We start from the raw sequence: 20,957 nt of genomic DNA, 5'->3' as shown, positions 1-20,957 counted from the left end.
TCCAATCTTATGATTTGCCGTTATCTTCGGCAGATGCGCCTTTTTCAAGCGCCTTCCAGGATAATGTTGCACATTTGATGCGGGCAGGGAATTTTGCCACTCCCTGCAGCGCCTCAATGTCACCAAGATCAATGGAATCGTCGTATTCTTTTCCTAGCATCATATCGGAGAAAATCTGAGACATTTTCAAAGCTGTTTCAATATCTTTCCCTTTAATCGCCTGCGTCATCATAGAGGCAGATGCCATCGAAATGGAGCATCCTTCTCCTTCAAATTTCGCATCCATGACTTTTTCGTCTTCGATTTTCATCGTGAGACGAATGCGGTCACCACACGTTGGGTTGTTCATATCGACGACAATGCTGTCGTTTAACACACCTTTGTTTCTCGGATTTTTATAATGATCCATAATCACTTGTCTATACAGTGTGTCTAAGTTTACATTAAAAGACATTCGTAAAATACTCCTTTGTCTTACGGAGCGCTGCAATGAGTTTGTCAATCTCTTCTTCTGTATTGTACAGATAGAAGCTTGCTCTTGCAGTCGCTGATACACCAAGCCATTTCATGAGCGGCTGTGCACAGTGATGTCCAGCACGAATGGCGACACCTTCCGTATCCAGAACAGTCGACGCATCATGCGGATGGACGTCATCTAAATTAAACGTCACAAGCCCAGCTCGGTGCTGCGGTCCATAAACAGTCGCACCTTCAAGCTCCTTGAAGCGCTCAAGCGCATAAGTGGCAAGCTGATGCTCGTAACGGCTGACTTCCTCCATACCAATGTCATTTAAGAAATCAATCGCTTTTCCTAGTCCAACTGCTCCGGCAATAATCGGTGTACCCGCTTCAAATTTCCACGGGAGCTCTTTCCAAGTAGAATCATACAGATCCACAAAGTCGATCATTTCACCGCCAAACTCAGCAGGCTCCATATTATTCAAAAGGTCCTTCTTCCCGTAAAGCACACCGATGCCAGTCGGTCCACACATTTTATGCCCGGAGAATGCGAAAAAGTCACAATCTAGATCCTGAACATCAATTTGCATATGCGGCGTGCTTTGTGCACCATCGACGACAATGATTGCCCCATGATCGTGGGCAATTTTGGCGATTTCTTTAATCGGGTTGATGGTTCCTAATACGTTTGAGACATGTGTGACAGCGACGATTTTCGTTTGATGTGTGATCGTTTGGTTTACATCTTCAAGCGATAGCGTGCCGTCTTCCTGTAACGGAATGTATTTCAATGTGGCGCCAGTTGCTTTTGCTGCTTGCTGCCAAGGGATGATATTCGCATGGTGCTCCATGTGCGAAATGACAATCTCATCGCCTTCTTTGAGGTTTGCTCTAGCATAGCTGATCGCCACTGTGTTTAGTGCAGTTGTTGTACCTCTAGTAAAAATAATTTCTTGGACAGATGAAGCACGGATGAATGCACGAACTTTCTCTCTCGCACCCTCGTATGCGTCCGTTGCTTTTGTGCCAAGGGTATGAACACCCCGGTGGACGTTCGAGTTGTAAGACCGGTAATACTCATTCATTGCATCAATGACCACTCTTGGTTTTTGAGAAGTCGCTGCACTGTCCAAATACACCAAATCATGTCCGTTCACTTGCTGATGAAGGATTGGAAATTGCTCACGAACGTCTTTGATATTCATTATTTTACTTTCCTTTCAATCACAGAAACGAGCTGCTTTTTAACTCCTTCAATCGGCAGTTCTTTGACGACTGGATTTAAGAAGCCATAAATCACAAGTCTTTCTGCATCTTCTTTGGAAATCCCGCGGCTCATGAGGTAATAGAGTTGAATTGGATCGACACGTCCAACAGAAGCAGCATGCCCTGCTGTTACATCATCTTCATCAATTAATAGAATTGGGTTTGCATCACCGCGTGCTTTTTCACTCAGCATGAGAACACGTGATTCCTGCTCGGCATTTGACTTCGTTGCGCCATGCTCGATTTTACCAATTCCGTTAAAGATAGAGGATGCTTGATCCTTCATCACACCATGCTTCAAGATATACCCTTCAGAGTTTTTACCGAAGTGGATGATGCTTGTTGTAAAGTTTTCCGTTTGATTCCCGCGGCCGACAACAACTGATTTTGTATCACCGAATGTCCCGTCGCCCATAAGCTTTGTGATGTTTTCAGACACGACGTCTCCATCATTCATAAGGCCAAGCGCCCATTCGATTTTACTGTCACGGCCATTTGCCATACCGCGTCTGTTCACATAGACTGTGACACCTTCTGAAAGGTTATCTACTGCGCCGTATGTGACGCGGGCATTAGCTCCCGTGAACACTTCGGACACGATATTGAAGATTGCTTCTTCAGGTTTTGCTGTACTAATGTAGTTTTCTACATATGTCACTGCACTATGATCGTCTGCTACGACGATGACATGGTTGAACAAAGTCGTGTCGTCATTTTCATGCAGGTAGACGGCTTGAATTGGCGCTTCAAGTTCTACATTTTTTGGTACATAGAGGAAAGCTCCGCCATTGACTAAAGCTGCATGTAAAGCTGTTAGTTTATGCTCATCTACTTTCACTGCATCCGTCATGAAGTATTTCTTCACTAGATCACCATGTTCGCGAAGCGCTGTATGAAGATCAGTGAAGATCACGCCTTTGTCTTTCGCTTCCGTTGAAAGAGACAAGTATGCTGGCGTTTGATCACGCTGAATGTAGACTGTCTTATCCGTGTCCTCTAAATCAATGAGAGATTTCACTTCTTCAGGAAGCTCTTCTAATGATCCAAATGGCGCACTTTCGACTGTATGCTGTTTGAAATTGGTTAAATTCCATTTAGAAATATTCGTTTTGTCAGGCTTTGGCATTGGAAGGTCTTCTGCTTTTTCAAGAGCCTGTAAGCGAAGGGAACTCATCCATGCCGGTTCCTGATGCTTCTCGGAGAAGCTTTTGACATAATCTTGATCTACTGATAATTTCGTTTCTAATGTCATCAATAATCCTCCTAACGCTTACGCTTCTTGACCAACAGTTTCGTCTTCAATTCCTAACTCTTTTTTAATCCAGTCATAGCCTTCTGCTTCTAGACGTTGTGCAAGCTCTGGTCCGCCAGATTTCACGATACGTCCTTGCATCATGACATGAACGTGATCTGGTGTGATGTAGTTCAGTAGACGCTGATAGTGAGTGATCATTAAGCAGCCGAAGCTTTCGCCGCGCATTCTGTTAATTCCTTTAGAAACCACTTTCAACGCATCGATATCAAGACCAGAATCGATTTCATCAAGGATCGCAATTTTAGGTTCAATCATCATTAATTGAAGAATTTCATTGCGTTTTTTCTCTCCGCCTGAGAAACCTTCGTTTAGGTAGCGTTGCGCCATGTCTGGGTCCATTTCAAGGAACTCCATGTTTTCGTCCATTTTGCGGATGAATTTCATTAGAGAGATTTCATCGCCTTCTTCTCTGCGAGCGTTAATAGCAGAACGAAGGAAGTCCGCATTTGTCACACCACTAATTTCAGATGGGTATTGCATCGCAAGGAAAAGACCTGCTTGAGCGCGCTCATCTACTTCCATTTCAAGTACATCTTCGCCATCAAGCAAAATGCTACCTTTTGTTACTTCATATTTAGGGTGACCCATAATGGCAGCAGATAAAGTTGATTTACCTGTACCGTTTGGTCCCATTACTGCGTGGAATTCTCCACCTTTTATCTCGAGGTTTACACCCTTTAAGATTTCTTTCCCTTCAATCTCAACGTGCAAGTCCTTAATTGTTAATGTCGAAGCAGTCATATATCGATACCTCCAAAATAATCATTATTCTCAATTTATTCTCATTCTAATTTTATAACAAATTAAAACTGAATACAACACATTCACGATATGCGTGAGAGGATGCTCTCAAAATTCTAACAAAAAAAGCCGGTAGATAAAAGGATTTATGTCGAAAAGACTGTTTTCATAAAGAAAGGACGGGAATCTGTTCTCCCCGCCCCTTAGCTATTTAATAGCCTCGTATATTCATTTTTGCGAGCTGTCTTTTCTCATCTCGATAGGACTGCTCTCGTTTATATTCCACTTTCATCCGTAAGTCATGGTCTCTTTCGTACTCTGGATAGCTCATGCCATGAGCCTTATGCATGGCCTTTTCCATCTCGGCGGTATAATCCAATCCCAGTGTACTATGGTCCGAACAAATAATAAACCATTCCCTTCTTTGAGTGTAGCTTCATTGTATCAAAGACATGTGGCTTCACTCAAAAGGGATATGACGCGCTATGCTGGCATATTTTCTCACACAATCGGCTGAGAAGGACTCAACTCCCTGATATGGATAAATGCCATCTTATCCTTCCCTTAATGCGTCTGTCCTCCAAATTCGTCAATACATTGCTGAACAACTGTGATGCCTTGACTTAGTGCAGCACCGCCGCCGAACGCTGCCGCCACACTGACGACCTCTAGCAAATTCTCTTCTGTCGCGCCTTGGTCGAGCGCTCCCTTTGTATGATAAATCATGCAGTATTCATCCTGTGCATGAATACTGATGCCAAGGGCAATCATTTGTTTTTCCTTTTGCGTTAATGAATCGCTCTGAAAGCACTGCTCCGTGAATTCATTGAATTTCTTCCCAAACACCGGCATTTTCTTCTGAAATTCACCCATTGCGGTTTTATAATCAGTCAGTGATTGCTGCATGGATCCGCTCATATGCTGTTCATTCATCTTCATTCCATCCCTTCAGGTCATTTGTACATTTTTATTATGAGCGAGATTTGAAAAAATACACAAAAAAACCTCGCTTTGATGAAAGCGAGGTTAACACATTGTTATTCAGATACCGGTAGTACAGCACCGTCATATTTTTTGTCGATGAATTCTTTGATTTTATCAGAGTGAAGAACTTCCATTAATGTCTTGATCTTATCTGATTTTTCTTCACCTTTGCGAACCGCCACGATGTTTGCATATGGGTTGTTCTTTGTTTGCTCAAGTTCAATTGAATCTTTTTTCGGATTCAATTTATTTTGAATCGCATAGTTGACGTTAATAAACACAGCATCGCCTTCACTGTTTTCATAAGCTTTCGCTGTTAGTTCAGGAGCGATTTTTTTGAACTTTAGGTTCTTCGGGTTTTCTTTGATGTTCTTTACTGTTGCGTTGATTGTATCAACTTTAGGATCAATCTTAATGACACCAGCATTTTGCAATAGTGCAAGCATACGGCCTTGTTCAGCTACGTTGTTTGTCATGATGATCGTCCCGCCGTTTGGAATATCTTTTACTGATTTGTATTTCTTAGAGTAGATACCGAAAGGCTCAAGGTGAACCGCACCAGCACTAACTAGGTTGTAATCTTTGTTTGATTTATTTTCTTCATTTAAGTAAGGGATATGTTGGAAAAAGTTTGCATCCACTTCTTTTTCAGCTAACGCTTTGTTGTACATTTTATAATCACTAAGTACTTTCACTTTTAGATCGTAGCCTTTTTCTTTTAGAAGTGGTTTTGCTTCTTCAAGAATCTCGGCATGGGGTGTTTTTGAAGCGGCAACCGTAATGGTTTTGCTATCACTTGCGTTATTAGATGAACCGCATGCAGCTAAGATGCCTGCAAATGCTAGAAATAGTGCACTTAAAATCAATTTCTTCATGAATAAATCCTCCCTTAACGTTTATCAATTTTATTTGTAATCAAATCACCGATTATTTGAATAATAAAGACGATGATGAGAATAAACACAGTGGCAACAAGTGTAACATCTGTATTACCAGATTGGTATCCTTCCACATAAGCAAGGTCACCAAGTCCGCCTGCTCCAATTGCACCTGCAATCGCAGTTGAGCCAATTAAAGCAATCGCTGTTACGGTAATACCTGAAATGAGGGCTGGCAATGATTCTGGCAGCAATACTTTGAAAATGATGGTCGACGTTTTCGCTCCCATTGACCGTGCTGCTTCAATGACTCCTTTGTCTACCTCACGCAGTGCAATTTCAACAAGACGTGCATAGAATGGAGCTGACCCAATGACAAGGGCAGGGAGTGCTGCATTTGGACCTAGAATTGTGCCCATAATTAATTTTGTAAACCCTAATAATAGAATGATTAAAATGATAAAAGGAATCGATCTGAAAATGTTGACGACTGCACCGATGACAGCATTGATCGGTTTATTTTCCCAAAGACCGCCTTTTCCTGTAAGGAAAAGCAGGAGTCCTAGGATAATCCCGATTGCAAAAGCAAATGCCAATGAAATGAGTGTCATATACACTGTTTCACCTGTTGCACTCCAGATGACGTCTAGATCAACGTTCGGAAACCATTTCTCAAACATGTGTCATCACCTCAATTTCAACCTGTTTGCTTTGGATATAGGCGATGGCTTTTTCTACCTCGGTCTCTTCTCCATTTATATGGATAAAGAGTGTTCCAAACGCGCCTTCCTGCGTTTGAGAAATCTTTCCTTGAAGGATGTTTACATCGACATTGAAGGATCGAACGATTTCAGTGATGAGCGGCTGCTCGGCAGAATCGCCAATAAAGGACAACCGTACGACCTGACCTTCTTTTACACGCTCTAAGACGTGCTCGATTGTTTCTTTCGCTTCCTCTGGTTCAGCAAGCTGCTGTACAAATCGCTTCGTCATCTCTTCCTTCGGCTGTCTGAAGACGCGTAATACTTCGCCTTCTTCGACAATGCGTCCATTTTCCATGACCGCGACGCGATGACAAATTTTGCGAATGACGTGCATTTCGTGTGTGATGAGCACAATTGTCAGCCCTAAACGTTTATTGATATCCGCTAAAAGATCAAGGATAGAATCCGTTGTTTGCGGATCAAGCGCTGACGTCGCTTCGTCACAAAGAAGAACCTTTGGATCATTTGCTAATGCTCTCGCAATCCCCACACGCTGCTTTTGTCCGCCGCTAAGCTGAGACGGATACGCATTTTCTTTTCCTTCTAAACCGACTAATTTAATCAGTTCATTCGCACGCTCTCTCCGTTTCGATGTAGGTACACCTGCGATCTCAAGCGGGAACATAATATTTTGTCTCACTGTTCTTGACCAAAGTAGGTTAAAGTGCTGGAAAATCATGCTGATTTCTTGTCTTGCTTTCCGAAGTTTCGCATTCGATACTTCATTGATCCGGTTGCCTGCCACTTCAACAATTCCTGCTGTTGGCAGCTCCAGACCGTTTAATAGGCGAATAAGCGAGCTTTTTCCGGCACCGCTATACCCGATAATTCCGAATATTTCACCTTTATCGATATCCAAGTTGACGTCTTTCACGGCATCAACATTTCCGCTTTTTGAGTGGTACGTTTTTGATACATTCTGTAAATGGATCACAGTCTGTTCACCTGCTTTCTTGCTGAATCTATAGGTTGCCATCACATACGTTATTTATTCTTCCTGCTGCCATGCCTCGTGCCTGACGTGAGGTCAGTAAAAAAGACCTAACTGCAATGCAAGCAGAAAGGCCTTTTATGTTCAATACGCCTTTCTCTCATCTTTCAAAGCATTGCGGCTTTGAGTGAATTGGCACCAATTTCAGCTATGCTGACGGTTGCCGGGTTTCATAGGGCACGTCCCTCCACCTCTCTTAATAAGAGAAAATATGTTGTTTTATGTGATGTTCATGTTTTTACTAACGTAGAATATCATGCTACCCGAGATATGTCAACGCTGTAAATCGCTAATTTCCAAGTAAACGACTAAGTTATCATTTTTCGAAAAAAACCGTTCGTCAGCCAAAGTACCGCCTCTAGTCTTAGGAGCGCACGGAATGACCCTTTTACTTTCACTTGTCCCCTGCTAATTAACTGCTGTAAGGACATATCTCCATCTAATAATTGAAGTATTTCTTTTCTCTCACCATAAAAGATGAGATCCGATAACTCAATTGCAGGTAGTTTCTTCACTTCACCACGCTCATCCACAATCAATGTACAAGAGTCAGTTTCCGCCTCAAATGTAATCTTCAAGGATGATGATGAGAGCAGCGGTTTCAGCAATAATCGCTGCCCTGTGTTTCCATGGGTTTTCACTTTTTCCACATGTATAACCTCCCTGTCATTTGGTTATACATAACATTTCTCTACAAACATTCGCTTGTCCTTTATAAATAACTCGACAAATTTTCAGATGAATTGCTTGAAATATGACAAAAAACCGCTTTATTTAGCGGTTTCAATCATTTCATGAAGATATGGTACGGAGTGAAAGGCATAGCCTTTTTGCACCAGCTCACCTTTTTTAAACAGTAGAAAGCAAGGAACGCTTTCGATCTCAAAAGCCTTCGCAAAGCCTGGTGAGTAGTTTAAGTTATTTTCATAAAAAGGTACATCCGGCTGCATGGTGTCTACGACAGCCAGCATTTTCTTTGCCAGCTGACATGTTCCGCAAAACGGTGTATATAAGTATAAAAGAAATAAATCGTCCTTTATCTCCTTGAATTCGTGTTCTTCAATCTCTTTCATATACGTCCACCCTCATAAATATTTCGAATGAACATCAATGTTTGCAGCTAATAGGATAGATGCAATGTGGGCTGACGGTGAAGCGGCCACTTCGCGGTACGTTCTGTCGACAAAAAGATGAAATGCTTCAGGGAATTCTTTTCGAAATTGCTTCCGCAGTTTGTCGCCTGCATCGTCACTGTCTGCTAATATGTAAACGTCTTTCCCCAATAATTCGTCTACGAGCTGATCCAGCTTCGATGTACTGATCGTGCCATTGGTGCAAATGATGGTAACAGGTTCACTTATGACTTCTTTTAGCTTTTGTTTGTCTGTTTTACCTTCTACAATGATGACCTTTTCTACCTCTACATTCATCACGATCACCCGGCCCTTTTGACGTTGTTCACTTCTCCCTTAGATTACAATTTTTCATTCAGGTTGTAAAGATTGGGCGCTTGCACTAAAAAGACTGCAGCTTATGCTCACTGCAGCCTCATCTGTGATTAGCACCAGCCATTTTCATCATCACAGTCTACATATTTTTCTGTTCCGTGGGTCAATGTATCCGTCAGACGATAAAAACGATTTTGCTCATAGGAATAACCTGATTTTAACTCATATTGGTTTTCACTAATCATCGTGCCAATCTCTTCATTTTGATGATACAGCACCATGCCGCTTTCTTTGAATCGTCCAGTGACATGATCTGTTATATCCACATGTTCTTTTTGAAAAGACAAATTGGACACCCCCCATAAAGGTAGAGTGTCCAATTTCACGTGAATTAGTCTTCTTTTGTCATTTCTTCATATTGCTCAGCAGTCATCAAGTTCTCAATTTCAGATGTATCAGCTGGCTCTACCACGATCATCCATGCTTTTTCGTATGGAGAGTCGTTGACGAATTCAGGGCTGTCATCCAGCTCATCGTTCACTTCGACGATTGTACCGTTGATCGGTGCGTAAAGCTCAGAAACTGTTTTCACAGATTCTACACTTCCGAAAGGCTCGTCCGCTGTAATTTTGTCTCCTACTTCAGGAAGCTCAACGAACACGATATCGCCTAGCTCAGATTGAGCAAAATGCGTAATACCGATACGCACCTTATCTCCTTCTACTTTGACCCATTCATGTTCTTCTGAATAACGTAAATCTTTTGGTGTGCTCATTCAATACCCCTCCAGTCTTTTCTTTCAATCTATATTGAAGATACCACAATCTGAATGAAAGTTACATCATTTCCAGACGCTTTTAAATGTATCTTCATTAAATCCAACTGTGACTCGTTTACCGTCTGTTGTAATCGGGCGCTTGATCAGCATTCCGTTAGATGCGAGTAATTCTAGCTGCTCGCCTTCTGACATTGCAGGAAGTTGATCTTTCAGCTGTAGCTCTCGGTATTTCTGTCCGCTTGTATTAAAGAACTTCTTCAGCTCTAAGCCACTTTTTTCGTAAAGCGCTTTTAATGTTTCTTTATCAGGCGTCTCTTCGACGATATGTATGCTGTTGATATCTTTATTGTGTTCTTCCAGCCATTTTTTTGCTTTTCGGCATGTACCGCAAGATGGGTATTCATAAAAATCTAAAGCCACTATTTTCACCTCCTGCAAGTAGTGAGAACATTTTATCACAAAATATTTTAAAAACCTAAATGTATGCTTAAAAAAGGTGCGGAGTGATACCCGCACCTCAGATTGTTGACAAAGGGCTAAAATGGTTTTTATTTTAGCCCTTTGTCTTCTTTTCAGCGTGATAGAAAACCTTTGAAGTCTAGGAAGGACGAGCATCGGAGCGGAGCGAATTTGACATTCGTGAGCACCGGAGCGCAGACCTGACAACGAATGCGAGGGTTTGTCTACACGCTGAGGTGCGGAGTGATACCCGCACCTTTTCAGCCGTCTTATACGATATATTTCTCTGCTTCAAAGATTCGTTTCGCCACTTCGCGCTTTTTGGCGATGACATTGATCGGGGTGAATCTTGTCAGTTTGCGAAGAGCTGACAGACTCATGCGGAGTGCATCTCCTTCTTCCATCGCGATCAAGGATTCTTTTGCATGAGCTTCAATTTTTAAGAAGGCTTCCTGCGTGAAAATTTGTGTGTAAGCAAGCTTTTGAGTATTCTTATCTAGCCCTGATGCAGCGATTGCCTTTTCAGTACGCAGAATCGCCGATTCAGCAGCAAAAATTTCATTGACGATATCCGCTATGTTCACAAGAATCTCTTGCTCTTTGTCTAATGCTTTTCCATACTTCATCGCCGCCATTCCAGATACCATTAAGGCGATCTTTTTCGCATGGGCGAGCAAGTATTTTTCTTGATCGAGCGGCTGATCACCTGGCTCTTCCGGCATCATCATCATGAGCTCTTCCTGTAAGGTTTGCGCCTTTTGAAGCAGCGGAAGCTCTCCCTTCATCGCTTTCTTCAAGAATGTGCCTGGTACAAGCAGACGGTTGATTTCGTTAGTCCCTTCAAAAATACGGTTAATCCGCGAGTCACGATAGGCTCTTTCGACCTCGTATTCTTGCATGAATCCATATCCGCCGTGAATCTGCACGCCCTCATCCGCTATATAGTCTAAAGTTTCAGAGCCAAGCACTTTACAAAGAGAGCATTCAATCGCATATTCTGCAATGGACTGGGCAATTTGTTTGCCATCCTTTTGCTCTTCTTCACTTAATAGACCCATGCGCTGTTCAAATAATCCGACTGTGCGGTAAACAGCACTTTCCATCGCATAGAGCTTTGCCGACATGTTGGCTACTTTTTCACCAATTAAGCTAAATCGAGAAATTGGCGTTTGGAATTGCTTACGTTGGTTTGCATATTCTGCCGATAATTGAATGACACGTTTTGACGCACCAACTGTTCCGACAGCCAGCTTGTAGCGTCCGATATTCAAAATGTTAAAGGCAATGACATGACCTCTGCCAGCCTCACCTAGTAAATTCTCCTTCGGCACTTGAGCATCTTCGAGAATTAACGTTCTTGTCGATGAACCTTTTATGCCCATCTTTTTCTCTTCAGGTCCCGTTTTGACACCTGGAAAATCCTTTTCTACGATAAAAGCAGAGAAGTGTTCACCATCAATTTTCGCATATACGACAAAGACGTCGGCAAATGCGGAGTTTGTGATCCACTGTTTTTCCCCATTCAGCACATAATGAGTTCCGGCTTCATTTAAGACCGCAGTTGTCTTTGCTCCAAGGGCGTCAGAGCCTGATCCTGGCTCAGTGAGGGCGTACGCTGCAATTGTTTCTCCAGAAGCGAGTCCAGGAAGATATGTTTCCTTTTGCGCTTGATTTCCAAACAGCACGATTGGCAGAGACCCAATGCCGACATGGGCGCCATATGAAAGCGAGAAGCTCCCTGCTCTGGAAAATTTCTCGGTAATAATGGCTGAACTGATTTTATCTAATCCGAGCCCGCCGAATTCTTCAGGCACGTCAGCTCCTAGCAGCCCAAGCTCTCCAGCCTTTTTGAGAAGCCTGACGGAATGCTCAAATTCATGGTTTTCAATTTGATCTATATATGGAACAACGTCTTGTAAAATATAATCCTCTGTTGTCTTTCCAATCATTTGATGCTCATCAGAGAAATCCTCTGGTGTAAAGATATGCTCATAATTCGTCTCATCAATTAAGAAGCTTCCACCCTTTTTTACCTCTTCCATTGCTTTCATTCTGTTTTCCCCCTTTAGATCAATTCAAAAATTCCTGCTGCTCCCATGCCCCCGCCGATACACATTGTGACGATGCCAAATTGCTCGTTTCGCCGCTTCATTTCATGAATGAGTGACAGTGTCAGTTTCGTTCCTGTACAGCCGAGCGGATGTCCTAGCGCGATTGCCCCGCCATTGACATTCACTTTCTCTTCATCAATCCCTAAATGACGAATAACTTGAATGGCCTGAGAGGCAAACGCTTCGTTTAATTCAAACAGCCCGATATCCTTCAGCTCAAGTCCAGCGATTTTCAGCGCACGCGGAATGGCTTCAATTGGACCAATTCCCATCACTTCAGGTGGTACACCGCCAACAGCAAACGCCCGGAACTTGGCGAGCGGCTGAAGGGAAAGTGAGGATGCTTTCTCACGATCCATCATCATCACACACGCAGCGCCGTCACTTGTTTGTGAAGAGTTTCCTGCGGTTACCGTGCCCTTTGTTGAAAAAGCCGGACGCAAATTGGAAAGAATCTCCTCCGTTGTCCCTGCTCTTACGCCTTCATCCTGTGAGAACGTGAATTGATGTTCTTCTAATTGATATTGCTCTCCTACCCGCCGCTCTGTTACATCAACGGAGACAATTTCATCTGAAAATTTTCCTTCCTGTAATGCTTTGGCTGCCTTTTGATGACTTCTTACCGCAAAGGCGTCCTGATCTTGACGTGTGACCTGATACTTTTGCGCCACCTGCTCTGCCGTGTGCCCCATGCTCATATAGTATTCAGGCGCTTGTTCTGCCAATTGAGCATTCGGACGAATGGAATGACCCATCATCGGCACCTGTGACATCGATTCGACTCCTCCAGCTAAGATCGTTTCTGCCTGACCGAGCATAATCCGCTCACCTGCATAAGCGATTGACTGAAGACCAGATGAGCAGTAGCGGTTGATGGTGATGGCAGGGACTGTATACGGAAGTCCTGCTAACGCCCCAATATTCCGAGCCACATTTAACCCCTGCTCTGCTTCTGGTGTTGCACATCCGATGATCAAATCATCTATCTGTCCGTCGTAATCACCGGCACGCTTTAATGTTTCTTTTACACACAATGCGCCCATATCATCAGGCCGAACATGTTTTAACGATCCTTTTTTCGCCTTCCCTACTGGTGTTCTCGCGCCAGCGACAATGACTGCTTCTCTCATTTTGACTCCCCCTTAGTTACGTAAAGGTTTTCCTTTGACGAGCATGTGCTGCATGCGTGCTTGTGATTTCACTTCTCCTACAAGACTTAAAAAGGCTTCCCTTTCAAGCTCTAATAAGTATTGCTCCTCTACCTCTGTTCCAAATGGCAGTTTTCCGCCGGAAATAACATGAGCTAATTTTTTAACAATGGTCATGTCATGCTCTGAAATGTATCCAGATAATCTCATATTTTCAGCCGCCAATATCATCGCTGCATAGCCTGTTTCTCCCATGACGGGTACCTTTTGCTTGAGAGGCGCACGATAACCTGCTTCATCAAGAGAGAGCACAAGTTGTTTCGCATCATAGATCAGGTGATCACCGTTCATACTGATTCGGTCACTCGCGCGCAGCATGTTCATATCCCGCGCTTCCTCTGCCGAAGTGGATACTTTCGCCATTGCAATTGTTTCAAATGTTTTCATCGTGGCGTCTTGTATAGCGGTCTGCGATGGCTTCGCTGATCCTTGCAGATGGCGAAGGTATAATTCTTTGTTTCCACCGCCGCCTGGAATCAGTCCAACTCCCGCTTCGACAAGACCCATGTATGCTTCACTCGACGCCTGAATAGCTGCTGCCGGCAGACAAACCTCTGTTCCGCCTCCAAGTGTCATACCAAACGGTGCAGCAACGATTGGACGGTCGCTATATTTCACCTTCATCATTGCCTGCTGGAAGCGGCGGATCACAAAGTCAATTTCAAAGAAATTATCGTCCTGAGCCTCCATTAAAATGAGAGCAAGGTTGGCACCAACACAGAAGTTCTTGCCTTGGTTTCCGATGACAAGCCCTCTATAATTTTGTTCCACCTCATCGACAGCGCGATTGATCATGTCAATGACATCTAGTCCAATGGCATTGCTTTTGGAGTGAAATTCGAGCAAGGCGACATCATCACCGATATCAATCAAGCTCGCACCAGCATTTTTAAAAATCACGCCGTTCTTCTTTTTCAATTTCGCTAAGGAAATATTCTTGTCGTTTCCTTTTTCCTGTTCGTAAGCCCCATTGTGATAAAATGCACGCTCTCCATCAGCATTTTCTTGATAGAATGTGTCGTGTCCTTCTGACAGCATGTCTTGCACCCACTGCGGGATGCTGTGACCTTCTGCTTCCATGCGCTCGACTGCTTTTTTCACACCAATTGCATCCCAGAGCTCAAATGGACCGTGCTGCCAGCCAAATCCCCACTTCATTGCGTTATCGATGGACTGAATATCATCCGCAATTTCGCCTGTTAACTGAGCTGAGTAAAGGAGCACAGGTGCCGTCATGTTCCAGAGCAATTGTCCTGCACGACCATCTTGATAAATAAGCGCTTTCAATTTCGCTTTCGTTCCCTTTTGCTGCTTCGCCATCTCAATGCCTGGATCTTTCAGCTTCGTTCGTTCTCCGTATGTGAGCGTCACAGGGTCAAGTTCTAAAATGGTCTTCCCATTTTTTTGATAAAATCCTTGCCCTGCCTTGCTGCCAATCCATCCCTTTTCAAGCATTCTTTCAATAAACTCAGGCAGCTGGAAAATATCTTTTTCCTTTCCTTCTACTTGGTCATATACGTTGCGGGCTACATGGAAAAACGTGTCGAGCCCTACGACATCAAGTGTACGGAAGGTCGCACTTTTCGGTCTTCCAATGAGGGGTCCTGTGACCGAATCCACCTCTCCGATGGTGTATTTGTTTTCAAGCATTTCACGCACTGTCACAAGGAGTCCATAAGTACCAATACGATTGGCAATAAAATTCGGCGTATCTTTCGCTTCAACGACGCCTTTACCAAGTACATCCTCGCCAAACGTTTTCATAAATTGGAGTACTTCTGGATCTGTTTCTTGAATAGGAATGATTTCTAAAAGCTTTAAATAACGAGCTGGGTTAAAAAAATGTGTACCTAAAAAGTGGCGTTTAAAATCCTCTGATCGGCCTTCTGCCATTTTTTCAACCGAAATTCCAGATGTGTTACTTGATACGATACTGCCTTCTTTGCGGTGTTCGTCGATGAGAGAGAATACATGTTGTTTGATGCTGAGCTTTTCAGTGACGACTTCAATGATCCAGTCAGCATCATGTAATAAGGAAAGGTGATCTGTGAGATTTCCCGGTGTGATGTATGATAGGTTTTTTGCTGAAGTAAGAGGTGCTGGCTTTTGCTTTAACAATTTTTTCATCGCTTCTTGACTTAATCTATTCCGAACACTAGGGTGATCAAGCGTTCGCTTTTTTGCCGTTTCTTCCTTTGTCAGTTCGTTTGGCACAATATCTAGCAATGTTACTGGTATCCCGATATTGGCTAGATGCGCAGCAATGCCTGAGCCCATGACACCTGAACCAATGACAGCCGCCTTGCGAATATGTTTGCCCATAAATATCCCCCTAAACATTTTGAATGAACAGTCATTCATTTTTTGTCCAAAAAAAAGCAATGCCTCTTTCTTTATCTTAAAAGATTTTCCGAAACAGTTCAAGAGCGGATTTCAAAAATTTACACATTCTCATGTGCCTTACTTTGCGGCGTATGAATTAAAGATGAGAGGGCATTGTAAGAATGGAGGTGATGTCCACATGTCTCGTTTGAAGAAAAACCCATCGAAAGCAGGCGTAAGTGCTGCAAGTGTAAAAGGAAACGCAGGTCCATCACAGGAAGCAGACCTAGGCGGCAAAAAGACTAGTCAAAATCAACAATATAAAAAAAATCAGTAAGGAAACAAAATTGTAAGGAGGAACACACCTTGAACAATCAGCAAATGAATATGCCCCCGCAAGTCATTTCAGTGAAGGATTCCTTGTACTTAGAGGATATGCTGAATTGGAACTTGATCGCTATGAAAAAGGCTCACTTTATGGCCGAGCATTGCCAGGATCAAACATTGAAACAAGAATTAAATCAAGTGGGCCAAATGCACCATCAGCATTACACACAAATTCTTCAGCATTTAGGCAGCTCAGGGCAAGGCCAGTCTACTGGCTTTATGCAATAGGAGGAAAAAACATGGAACAACAAAACCAACAAAAAATCGGGAATCCTCAAACTCCGGTTCCCACGACAACAAACATGAATGATCGTGATTTTGTCACAGATCTCTTGTCGACTGAAAAATATATGACAAGCGGATACAACACAGCGCTCAATGAATTCAGTCATGAATCTCTTTATCAGGATATTCAGCGAATTGCGCTAGAAACTCAGAAAACACAAAGACATTTATATGATGTCATGTTCCAATATGGCTGGTATTCTGTTGAAGCCGCTGAACAGCAAAAGCTCCAGCAGGCGCACCAGAAATTTCAGCAAACACTGACAGAACAATCTCCATACGGACCATCACAGATGTCATAAAGAAAAACTGCCAGTATGGAGCTGGCAGTTTTTTTAACGATCTTGATTCGCTCGATGAACTTCGTTCATTTGTTTGATTCGCTGAATGGTTTCTTTGATTTCTTCCTTAGCCTCTGGATACGATTCATTAAAATGCTTTGCTAGAGGCGGCATGCTTTTTGCGATATGAGAGTAGATCACCCATTGTTTCACATCTTGTTTCAGTGCGTCTGTTGATTCGCCAAGCAGTAGCTCAGTATATTTCTCAAGCAAGCCTTCCAGCTTTTCATCTAGTTCATTTCCCATTGATCTTCCGCTCCTTTTTCAGAAAAAAGCCTGACTCTGTACGTAACAGATGTCAGGCTTTTGACATACAATTATCTTGCAGCGAGAAATGTCTCCGCTTGCGCTTGCTGCACAATACAGCGTCCTCTGCCGTGCGGAATACATAATGGAGTTCCGAATAAAGGATCTGTTGTCACTTGGCAGTTCATATCGAAAACATTTTTCACAAGATCACAATTAATGACCGTTTCTGGTCTTCCTTCTGCATAAATCGTCTTGTCTTTAATCGCTACAAGGTGATGAGCATATCTACATGCGAGATTCAGGTCATGAAGAACCATGACAATCGTGCGCTGCTCTTTTTCATTTAAGTCAAACAGAAGGTCGAGAATTTCAATTTGATGCGTCATATCTAAATACGTCGTCGGCTCATCTAACAAAATGATATCCGTCTCCTGCGCTAACGTCATCGCAATCCATGCACGCTGCCTTTGTCCACCTGATAATGAATCGACCGTTCGATCAGCGAGGTCTTCCATCTTTGTTGACTTCAGTGCACGATTCACTGCTTCTTCGTCTTGCTTTGACCACTGCTTCAGCCAATTTTGATAAGGATATCTGCCTTGCTTCACTAGCTGATGCACGGTTAATCCTTCTGGCGCTTCTGGTCCTTGCGGAAGAATAGCGAGCTGTTTCGCTACTTCCTTTGTTGGTAATTTGGCAATGGAATGACCTTCAAGCAGGACAGACCCACCCATTGGCTTCATGAGACGGGCCAAAGAGCGAAGTAGCGTGGATTTACCGCATCCATTGCTGCCAATAAATACTGTGATTTCACCCTTAGGGATCGATACATTTAGTTCATCTATGATCATTGTTTCTCCGTAGCCTAAGCTTAAACCTTCAGTAGAAATGGCACTCATTCCGCTCAAACGCTCCTTTTCTCATGCAAATTTTTTATATGAAATATCGTCTATATATAGACGCAAAAGATCACTTATCTCAATTTAGTGTATCAGATTTAAGTGATTTTGAAAATCATTTTCAATTAAAAAATGAGAAAGTTCCGTTTTACTTCTTCTTTTGGAATGTACGTTTGGTCCCATCTTCAAGCTTCATATCGACCTGAATTCGCTGATAATCATCGTCTAAATTAAAAGCAGCTAATAGCTCATTGACATACGTTTCATTGATCTTCGCACTAGGAATCGACATATCATTTAGCTTCATCTTCATCTCGCGTAAAGCTTCTTCACCTTCATAGCGGACACCGTTCATATGATCACGAATCAGTGCTTCTTCTTTTCCTTTCGCCTGACGATAGGTGGCTTCGTATAATTCGCTTTTCTGCCCGTATTGAACATGCAGGTGGAGATGCTCAAATGGAAGTTCCTTCATTTGAACCGCTGAGAGACTCTCTGCTTCCGCTTCCTTTGTTTGCTGGAGCGGCTCAATCGATTGGCAGCCAGACAGCATAAAAAGCAGCACTCCTATTTGTCCCGCCTTCTTCCAACACATCATGCGCTTCCTCCTATTTCTTATCATCGCTTTTTATTCTTCTCCATCCTTCTTTTCGTTATTCAATAAAAGAGCGGGCTATGGTAAATTGAAACAAAAAGGAGGTACGAGATGATGAAAAGGACAGCCATTGTAACTGGTGCCAATAGCGGCTTTGGCAAGCTCATCACGATAGGGCTCGCCAAGCAAGGCTATACAGTGATTGCAGGTGTCAGGCAGGAAGCAAATGCGAAAAAGCTTGCTGAAGAAATCGAGCAAGCCTCGTTAGCCGAAGCGATACATATTGAAGCATTAGATGTGACAGACACGCAGTCAATTCAAGCATTTCAGAAAAAGTTGCATACTTACGCCCCCATTACCTTGCTTGTCAACAATGCTGGAACAGCCTATGCGGGTTTTGCTGAAGAGGTTCCTGTTGACACGTACCGCCAGCAATTTGATGTCAATGTTTTCGGAGTCATGGAAGTGACACAAGCCGTCCTTCCGCTGATGACAAATGGTGCAAAGATATTCAATATGAGCAGCATCAGCGGATTAATGGGAATGCCCGCACTTTCTCCTTATGTATCCTCCAAGTTTGCTTTAGAGGGCTACACAGAGAGCTTGCGCATTGAACTGGCATCGTTCGGTATACAGGCAGCCTTGATCGAACCAGGCTCTTTCCAAACGAATATTTGGAACACGTCTATGAACGAGCACATGTTACAGCCAGAAGAAGGATCAAAATACATACACCTCTATCAAAAAATGATGGCTCATATCAATGCCCAGAAATCAAACTACGGGGACCCGCGTGAAGTCGCAGAGCTTGTGATTCGATTAGCCGAGAAGAAGCGGCTGAAAAAGCTGAGATATCCGATTGGGAAAGGAGTGCGGCTTTCATTCACAGCAAAGCAGCTCCTGCCTTGGAGCATGTGGGAAAAGATCATATTACGTACACTCTCTTCAAAAAAATAAGCATAAAAAAACAGGTAGACCTTTAACGTCCACCTGTTTTTTCATTTATTCTGTTTCAGACTGTCCGAGGGTAATGTCTAGATTTTTGTTTTTCCCTTCACGAATAACAGTCATTGTCGTTTTATCGCCGACTTTTGTTTCTTTGTACAAAATTTCTTTCAGCTGAGAGCTATTCGCTACGTTTTTCCCTTTAAACTTGATGATGACATCTCCAGACTTCAAGCCTGCTTTTTGTGCAGGTGATCCTTTTGATACATCCTTTACGTAAATCCCTTTGCCGATTTGTTTATCAAATAGGCCGAGCGTATTTTCTTGATACGTTTCAGGCACTTGCTCAAGGTCAATCATTTGTACGCCAAGATAAGGACGTTCAACCTTTCCGTTTTTCAACAGCTCATCTACAATCGGTTTGACATCGTTACTTGGAATCGCAAAGCCGAGTGATTCCACACCGCTTTCGCTAATTTTTAAGCTATTGATACCAATGACTTGACCATCTGTATTGATAAGCGGTCCACCGCTGTTTCCTGGATTGATCGCTGCATCTGTTTGCAGTACATTCATTTCCACCGTACCAGATGATGTGTTCGCTTCAACTGTACGATCAAGACCACTAATAATCCCTTCTGTCACAGTACCAGAGAACTGGGCACCAAGCGGGTTCCCAATTGCAATCACTTTGTCTCCAGCACGGAGCTTAGAAGAATCACCAAAGCTCGCCACTTTATCAATGCCGTCTGCATTGATTTCGACAACAGCTAAATCTGTCATCACGTCACTGCCGACAAGCTTCGCGTCTTTTGTTTTTCCGTCATAAAGTGTGACCTTCAATTTATTGGCACCCTCGACTACGTGGTTATTTGTAATAATGTACGCTTTTTTGCCATCTTTTTTAAAGATGACACCAGAACCCGTTCCAGCTTCAGCTTCTGTTGAATCACCGCTAAGGCCAAACGAATTTTGGGTAGATTGGTAGTTTGAGACTCCCACAATGGTTGGCTCTAAATCTTCTACCATATCAGAAACATTCGTGGCATTGGTGATTTGTTTTGTTGAGAAATTTTCAGAGGCTGCCGGTTCACTTGACGCTGTTTGCGTTTGAGTGTTTGCTGCTGTGTTCTGTGACTGCGGCAAAAGCGGTGTAATGCCAAGCACAAGGCCTCCGCCAATAATTCCTCCAAGGATCGGACTGAGCCATGCTGCTTTCCGCTTTTTCTCCTTTTTCGACACACGGTCATCCCCCATTTGAGGAGAATGGTTTGTCACACTCTCCTGAGTGGCAGAAGCTTCGTTTTCATGAGGTTGAAAAACGAGTTCCTTTTCTTTTTCAGGTTCGTCTATTTGTTTCTCATTCTCTTGATGTACATCTTCTTGTTGATTCAACTTCTTCTCTTCATCTTCTCTTCGGAAATCCATCGCTTACACTCCTTTACATCATGTTCATGACTTGCTTGATTCATATGTGTAGATCGGACTCATGTCCTCTTAATGGCAACATCATTGAAGATACTACATGACAA

At 43.1% G+C, this 20,957-nt stretch carries 26 protein-coding genes and 1 riboswitch; of the genes, 4 read left to right on the top strand and 22 right to left on the bottom strand.

The genetic code is table 11. The features are described from left to right. Positions 1-7 precede the first annotated feature (7 nt). The 18 genes from sufU to MHH40_RS14220 form a co-directional block, all read right to left on the bottom strand. Entirely contained in the window at positions 8-454 is a 447-nt protein-coding gene (sufU, locus tag MHH40_RS14305) for a Fe-S cluster assembly sulfur transfer protein SufU (RefSeq protein ID WP_003212941.1), read from the bottom strand. Further along, positions 444-1,664 (bottom strand): cysteine desulfurase, encoded by a 1,221-nt coding sequence (locus tag MHH40_RS14300; protein ID WP_339160459.1) that lies wholly within the window; start codon positions 1,662-1,664, stop codon positions 444-446. The genes sufU and MHH40_RS14300 overlap by 11 nt, the downstream gene beginning before the upstream one ends. Next, the gene (sufD, locus tag MHH40_RS14295) at positions 1,664-2,977 is read right to left on the bottom strand and encodes a Fe-S cluster assembly protein SufD (RefSeq protein ID WP_050944088.1); all 1,314 of its coding nucleotides are present in this window, start codon (positions 2,975-2,977) and stop codon (positions 1,664-1,666) included. The genes MHH40_RS14300 and sufD overlap by 1 nt, the downstream gene beginning before the upstream one ends. Before the next feature lie 18 nt (positions 2,978-2,995). Then, entirely contained in the window at positions 2,996-3,781 is a 786-nt protein-coding gene (sufC, locus tag MHH40_RS14290; RefSeq protein ID WP_003213654.1) for a Fe-S cluster assembly ATPase SufC, read from the bottom strand. Positions 3,782-3,992: 211 nt separating this feature from the next. Further along, positions 3,993-4,130 (bottom strand): hypothetical protein, encoded by a 138-nt coding sequence (locus tag MHH40_RS14285; RefSeq protein WP_340901245.1) that lies wholly within the window; start codon positions 4,128-4,130, stop codon positions 3,993-3,995. A 215-nt stretch (positions 4,131-4,345) separates the two neighbouring features. After that, the gene (locus MHH40_RS14280; RefSeq protein ID WP_003212803.1) at positions 4,346-4,714 is read right to left on the bottom strand and encodes a carboxymuconolactone decarboxylase family protein; all 369 of its coding nucleotides are present in this window, start codon (positions 4,712-4,714) and stop codon (positions 4,346-4,348) included. 104 nt (positions 4,715-4,818) lie between these two features. Continuing rightward, entirely contained in the window at positions 4,819-5,640 is an 822-nt protein-coding gene (gene metQ, locus MHH40_RS14275) for a methionine ABC transporter substrate-binding lipoprotein MetQ (protein ID WP_003212678.1), read from the bottom strand. 14 nt (positions 5,641-5,654) lie between these two features. Further along, positions 5,655-6,323: a methionine ABC transporter permease gene (locus MHH40_RS14270; protein ID WP_125586118.1), complete on the bottom strand. Its 669-nt coding sequence runs from the start codon at positions 6,321-6,323 to the stop codon at positions 5,655-5,657. After that, positions 6,316-7,341 carry a methionine ABC transporter ATP-binding protein gene (locus tag MHH40_RS14265; RefSeq protein WP_137054426.1) on the bottom strand — a complete coding sequence of 342 codons (1,026 nt, stop codon included), beginning with the start codon at positions 7,339-7,341 and terminating at the stop codon, positions 6,316-6,318. The genes MHH40_RS14270 and MHH40_RS14265 overlap by 8 nt, the downstream gene beginning before the upstream one ends. A 154-nt stretch (positions 7,342-7,495) precedes the next feature. Continuing rightward, positions 7,496-7,604: riboswitch (SAM riboswitch) on the bottom strand. A 102-nt stretch (positions 7,605-7,706) separates the two neighbouring features. Beyond that, the gene (locus tag MHH40_RS14260) at positions 7,707-8,048 is read right to left on the bottom strand and encodes an SCP2 sterol-binding domain-containing protein (protein WP_003212918.1); all 342 of its coding nucleotides are present in this window, start codon (positions 8,046-8,048) and stop codon (positions 7,707-7,709) included. 120 nt (positions 8,049-8,168) lie between these two features. After that, on the bottom strand, positions 8,169-8,471 hold the full coding sequence (locus MHH40_RS14255; protein WP_003213095.1) for a thioredoxin family protein: 303 nt from the start codon (positions 8,469-8,471) through the stop codon (positions 8,169-8,171). 12 nt (positions 8,472-8,483) lie between these two features. Continuing rightward, on the bottom strand, positions 8,484-8,828 hold the full coding sequence (locus MHH40_RS14250; RefSeq protein WP_003213068.1) for a toprim domain-containing protein: 345 nt from the start codon (positions 8,826-8,828) through the stop codon (positions 8,484-8,486). Positions 8,829-8,956: 128 nt separating this feature from the next. Next, a complete protein-coding gene (locus MHH40_RS14245; protein WP_003212882.1) occupies positions 8,957-9,193 on the bottom strand; it encodes a YusG family protein in 237 nt (78 codons plus the stop codon). Between the two features lie 44 nt (positions 9,194-9,237). Continuing rightward, positions 9,238-9,621, bottom strand: a complete 384-nt coding sequence (gene gcvH / locus MHH40_RS14240; RefSeq protein WP_003213614.1) for a glycine cleavage system protein GcvH — start codon at positions 9,619-9,621, stop codon at positions 9,238-9,240. A 66-nt stretch (positions 9,622-9,687) separates the two neighbouring features. Then, on the bottom strand, positions 9,688-10,044 hold the full coding sequence (locus MHH40_RS14235; RefSeq protein ID WP_003213086.1) for an arsenate reductase family protein: 357 nt from the start codon (positions 10,042-10,044) through the stop codon (positions 9,688-9,690). 308 nt (positions 10,045-10,352) lie between these two features. Continuing rightward, positions 10,353-12,134 (bottom strand): acyl-CoA dehydrogenase family protein, encoded by a 1,782-nt coding sequence (locus tag MHH40_RS14230; RefSeq protein WP_003213312.1) that lies wholly within the window; start codon positions 12,132-12,134, stop codon positions 10,353-10,355. Between the two features lie 14 nt (positions 12,135-12,148). Continuing rightward, entirely contained in the window at positions 12,149-13,324 is a 1,176-nt protein-coding gene (locus MHH40_RS14225; RefSeq protein ID WP_050944090.1) for an acetyl-CoA C-acetyltransferase, read from the bottom strand. A gap of 12 nt (positions 13,325-13,336) precedes the next feature. Continuing rightward, entirely contained in the window at positions 13,337-15,724 is a 2,388-nt protein-coding gene (locus tag MHH40_RS14220) for a 3-hydroxyacyl-CoA dehydrogenase/enoyl-CoA hydratase family protein (RefSeq protein WP_050944091.1), read from the bottom strand. Positions 15,725-15,923: 199 nt separating this feature from the next. On the opposite strand from MHH40_RS14220, the gene MHH40_RS14215 reads away from it, so the two are divergent. The 3 genes from MHH40_RS14215 to MHH40_RS14205 are packed head-to-tail and all read left to right on the top strand — an operon-like array spanning position 15,924 to position 16,698. Next, positions 15,924-16,061, top strand: a complete 138-nt coding sequence (locus MHH40_RS14215) for a YuzL family protein (RefSeq protein WP_003212904.1) — start codon at positions 15,924-15,926, stop codon at positions 16,059-16,061. Between the two features lie 44 nt (positions 16,062-16,105). After that, the gene (locus MHH40_RS14210; protein WP_223250686.1) at positions 16,106-16,339 is read left to right on the top strand and encodes a hypothetical protein; all 234 of its coding nucleotides are present in this window, start codon (positions 16,106-16,108) and stop codon (positions 16,337-16,339) included. Between the two features lie 11 nt (positions 16,340-16,350). After that, positions 16,351-16,698: a spore coat protein gene (locus MHH40_RS14205; RefSeq protein ID WP_050944092.1), complete on the top strand. Its 348-nt coding sequence runs from the start codon at positions 16,351-16,353 to the stop codon at positions 16,696-16,698. 33 nt (positions 16,699-16,731) lie between these two features. Here the strand turns inward: MHH40_RS14205 and MHH40_RS14200 are convergent, their stop codons facing one another. The 3 genes from MHH40_RS14200 to MHH40_RS14190 all read right to left on the bottom strand — a co-directional run bounded on the left by MHH40_RS14200 (position 16,732) and on the right by MHH40_RS14190 (position 18,480). Beyond that, the gene (locus MHH40_RS14200) at positions 16,732-16,983 is read right to left on the bottom strand and encodes a YusU family protein (protein WP_050944093.1); all 252 of its coding nucleotides are present in this window, start codon (positions 16,981-16,983) and stop codon (positions 16,732-16,734) included. A gap of 71 nt (positions 16,984-17,054) precedes the next feature. Beyond that, complete coding sequence (locus tag MHH40_RS14195; RefSeq protein ID WP_003213584.1) at positions 17,055-17,885, bottom strand: ABC transporter ATP-binding protein; 831 nt, start codon at positions 17,883-17,885, stop codon at positions 17,055-17,057. A 148-nt stretch (positions 17,886-18,033) separates the two neighbouring features. Then, a complete protein-coding gene (locus tag MHH40_RS14190; RefSeq protein WP_170965972.1) occupies positions 18,034-18,480 on the bottom strand; it encodes a YusW family protein in 447 nt (148 codons plus the stop codon). Between the two features lie 111 nt (positions 18,481-18,591). Here MHH40_RS14190 and MHH40_RS14185 point away from each other — a divergent pair, with 111 nt between their 5' ends. Further along, positions 18,592-19,437 (top strand): oxidoreductase, encoded by an 846-nt coding sequence (locus MHH40_RS14185; RefSeq protein WP_050944095.1) that lies wholly within the window; start codon positions 18,592-18,594, stop codon positions 19,435-19,437. 45 nt (positions 19,438-19,482) lie between these two features. Here the strand turns inward: MHH40_RS14185 and MHH40_RS14180 are convergent, their stop codons facing one another. After that, the gene (locus MHH40_RS14180; RefSeq protein WP_050944096.1) at positions 19,483-20,853 is read right to left on the bottom strand and encodes a S1C family serine protease; all 1,371 of its coding nucleotides are present in this window, start codon (positions 20,851-20,853) and stop codon (positions 19,483-19,485) included. Positions 20,854-20,957: the final 104 nt, after the last annotated feature.

Origin of the sequence: Bacillus sp. FSL K6-2431 (assembly GCF_038005165.1) — a bacterium.
Lineage (GTDB): Bacteria > Bacillota > Bacilli > Bacillales > Bacillaceae > Bacillus > Bacillus pumilus.
The sequence above is the reverse complement of the archived record's forward strand: the minus strand, read 5'-3'. Positions and strand labels throughout refer to the sequence as shown.

Coding starts and splice junctions, on each gene's coding strand:
- sufU (WP_003212941.1), bottom strand. CDS start 454: ATGTCTTTTAATGTAAACTTAGACACACTGTATAGACAAGTGATTATG.
- MHH40_RS14300 (WP_339160459.1), bottom strand. CDS start 1,664: ATGAATATCAAAGACGTTCGTGAGCAATTTCCAATCCTTCATCAGCAA.
- sufD (WP_050944088.1), bottom strand. CDS start 2,977: ATGACATTAGAAACGAAATTATCAGTAGATCAAGATTATGTCAAAAGC.
- sufC (WP_003213654.1), bottom strand. CDS start 3,781: ATGACTGCTTCGACATTAACAATTAAGGACTTGCACGTTGAGATTGAA.
- MHH40_RS14285 (WP_340901245.1), bottom strand. CDS start 4,130: ATGCATAAGGCTCATGGCATGAGCTATCCAGAGTACGAAAGAGACCAT.
- MHH40_RS14280 (WP_003212803.1), bottom strand. CDS start 4,714: ATGAATGAACAGCATATGAGCGGATCCATGCAGCAATCACTGACTGAT.
- metQ (WP_003212678.1), bottom strand. CDS start 5,640: ATGAAGAAATTGATTTTAAGTGCACTATTTCTAGCATTTGCAGGCATC.
- MHH40_RS14270 (WP_125586118.1), bottom strand. CDS start 6,323: ATGTTTGAGAAATGGTTTCCGAACGTTGATCTAGACGTCATCTGGAGT.
- MHH40_RS14255 (WP_003213095.1), bottom strand. CDS start 8,471: ATGAAAGAGATTGAAGAACACGAATTCAAGGAGATAAAGGACGATTTA.
- MHH40_RS14250 (WP_003213068.1), bottom strand. CDS start 8,828: ATGAATGTAGAGGTAGAAAAGGTCATCATTGTAGAAGGTAAAACAGAC.
- gcvH (WP_003213614.1), bottom strand. CDS start 9,621: ATGAGCACACCAAAAGATTTACGTTATTCAGAAGAACATGAATGGGTC.
- MHH40_RS14230 (WP_003213312.1), bottom strand. CDS start 12,134: ATGAAAGCAATGGAAGAGGTAAAAAAGGGTGGAAGCTTCTTAATTGAT.
- MHH40_RS14225 (WP_050944090.1), bottom strand. CDS start 13,324: ATGAGAGAAGCAGTCATTGTCGCTGGCGCGAGAACACCAGTAGGGAAG.
- MHH40_RS14220 (WP_050944091.1), bottom strand. CDS start 15,724: ATGGGCAAACATATTCGCAAGGCGGCTGTCATTGGTTCAGGTGTCATG.
- MHH40_RS14215 (WP_003212904.1), top strand. CDS start 15,924: ATGTCTCGTTTGAAGAAAAACCCATCGAAAGCAGGCGTAAGTGCTGCA.
- MHH40_RS14210 (WP_223250686.1), top strand. CDS start 16,106: ATGAATATGCCCCCGCAAGTCATTTCAGTGAAGGATTCCTTGTACTTA.
- MHH40_RS14205 (WP_050944092.1), top strand. CDS start 16,351: ATGGAACAACAAAACCAACAAAAAATCGGGAATCCTCAAACTCCGGTT.
- MHH40_RS14200 (WP_050944093.1), bottom strand. CDS start 16,983: ATGGGAAATGAACTAGATGAAAAGCTGGAAGGCTTGCTTGAGAAATAT.
- MHH40_RS14195 (WP_003213584.1), bottom strand. CDS start 17,885: ATGAGTGCCATTTCTACTGAAGGTTTAAGCTTAGGCTACGGAGAAACA.
- MHH40_RS14190 (WP_170965972.1), bottom strand. CDS start 18,480: ATGTGTTGGAAGAAGGCGGGACAAATAGGAGTGCTGCTTTTTATGCTG.
- MHH40_RS14185 (WP_050944095.1), top strand. CDS start 18,592: ATGATGAAAAGGACAGCCATTGTAACTGGTGCCAATAGCGGCTTTGGC.
- MHH40_RS14180 (WP_050944096.1), bottom strand. CDS start 20,853: ATGGATTTCCGAAGAGAAGATGAAGAGAAGAAGTTGAATCAACAAGAA.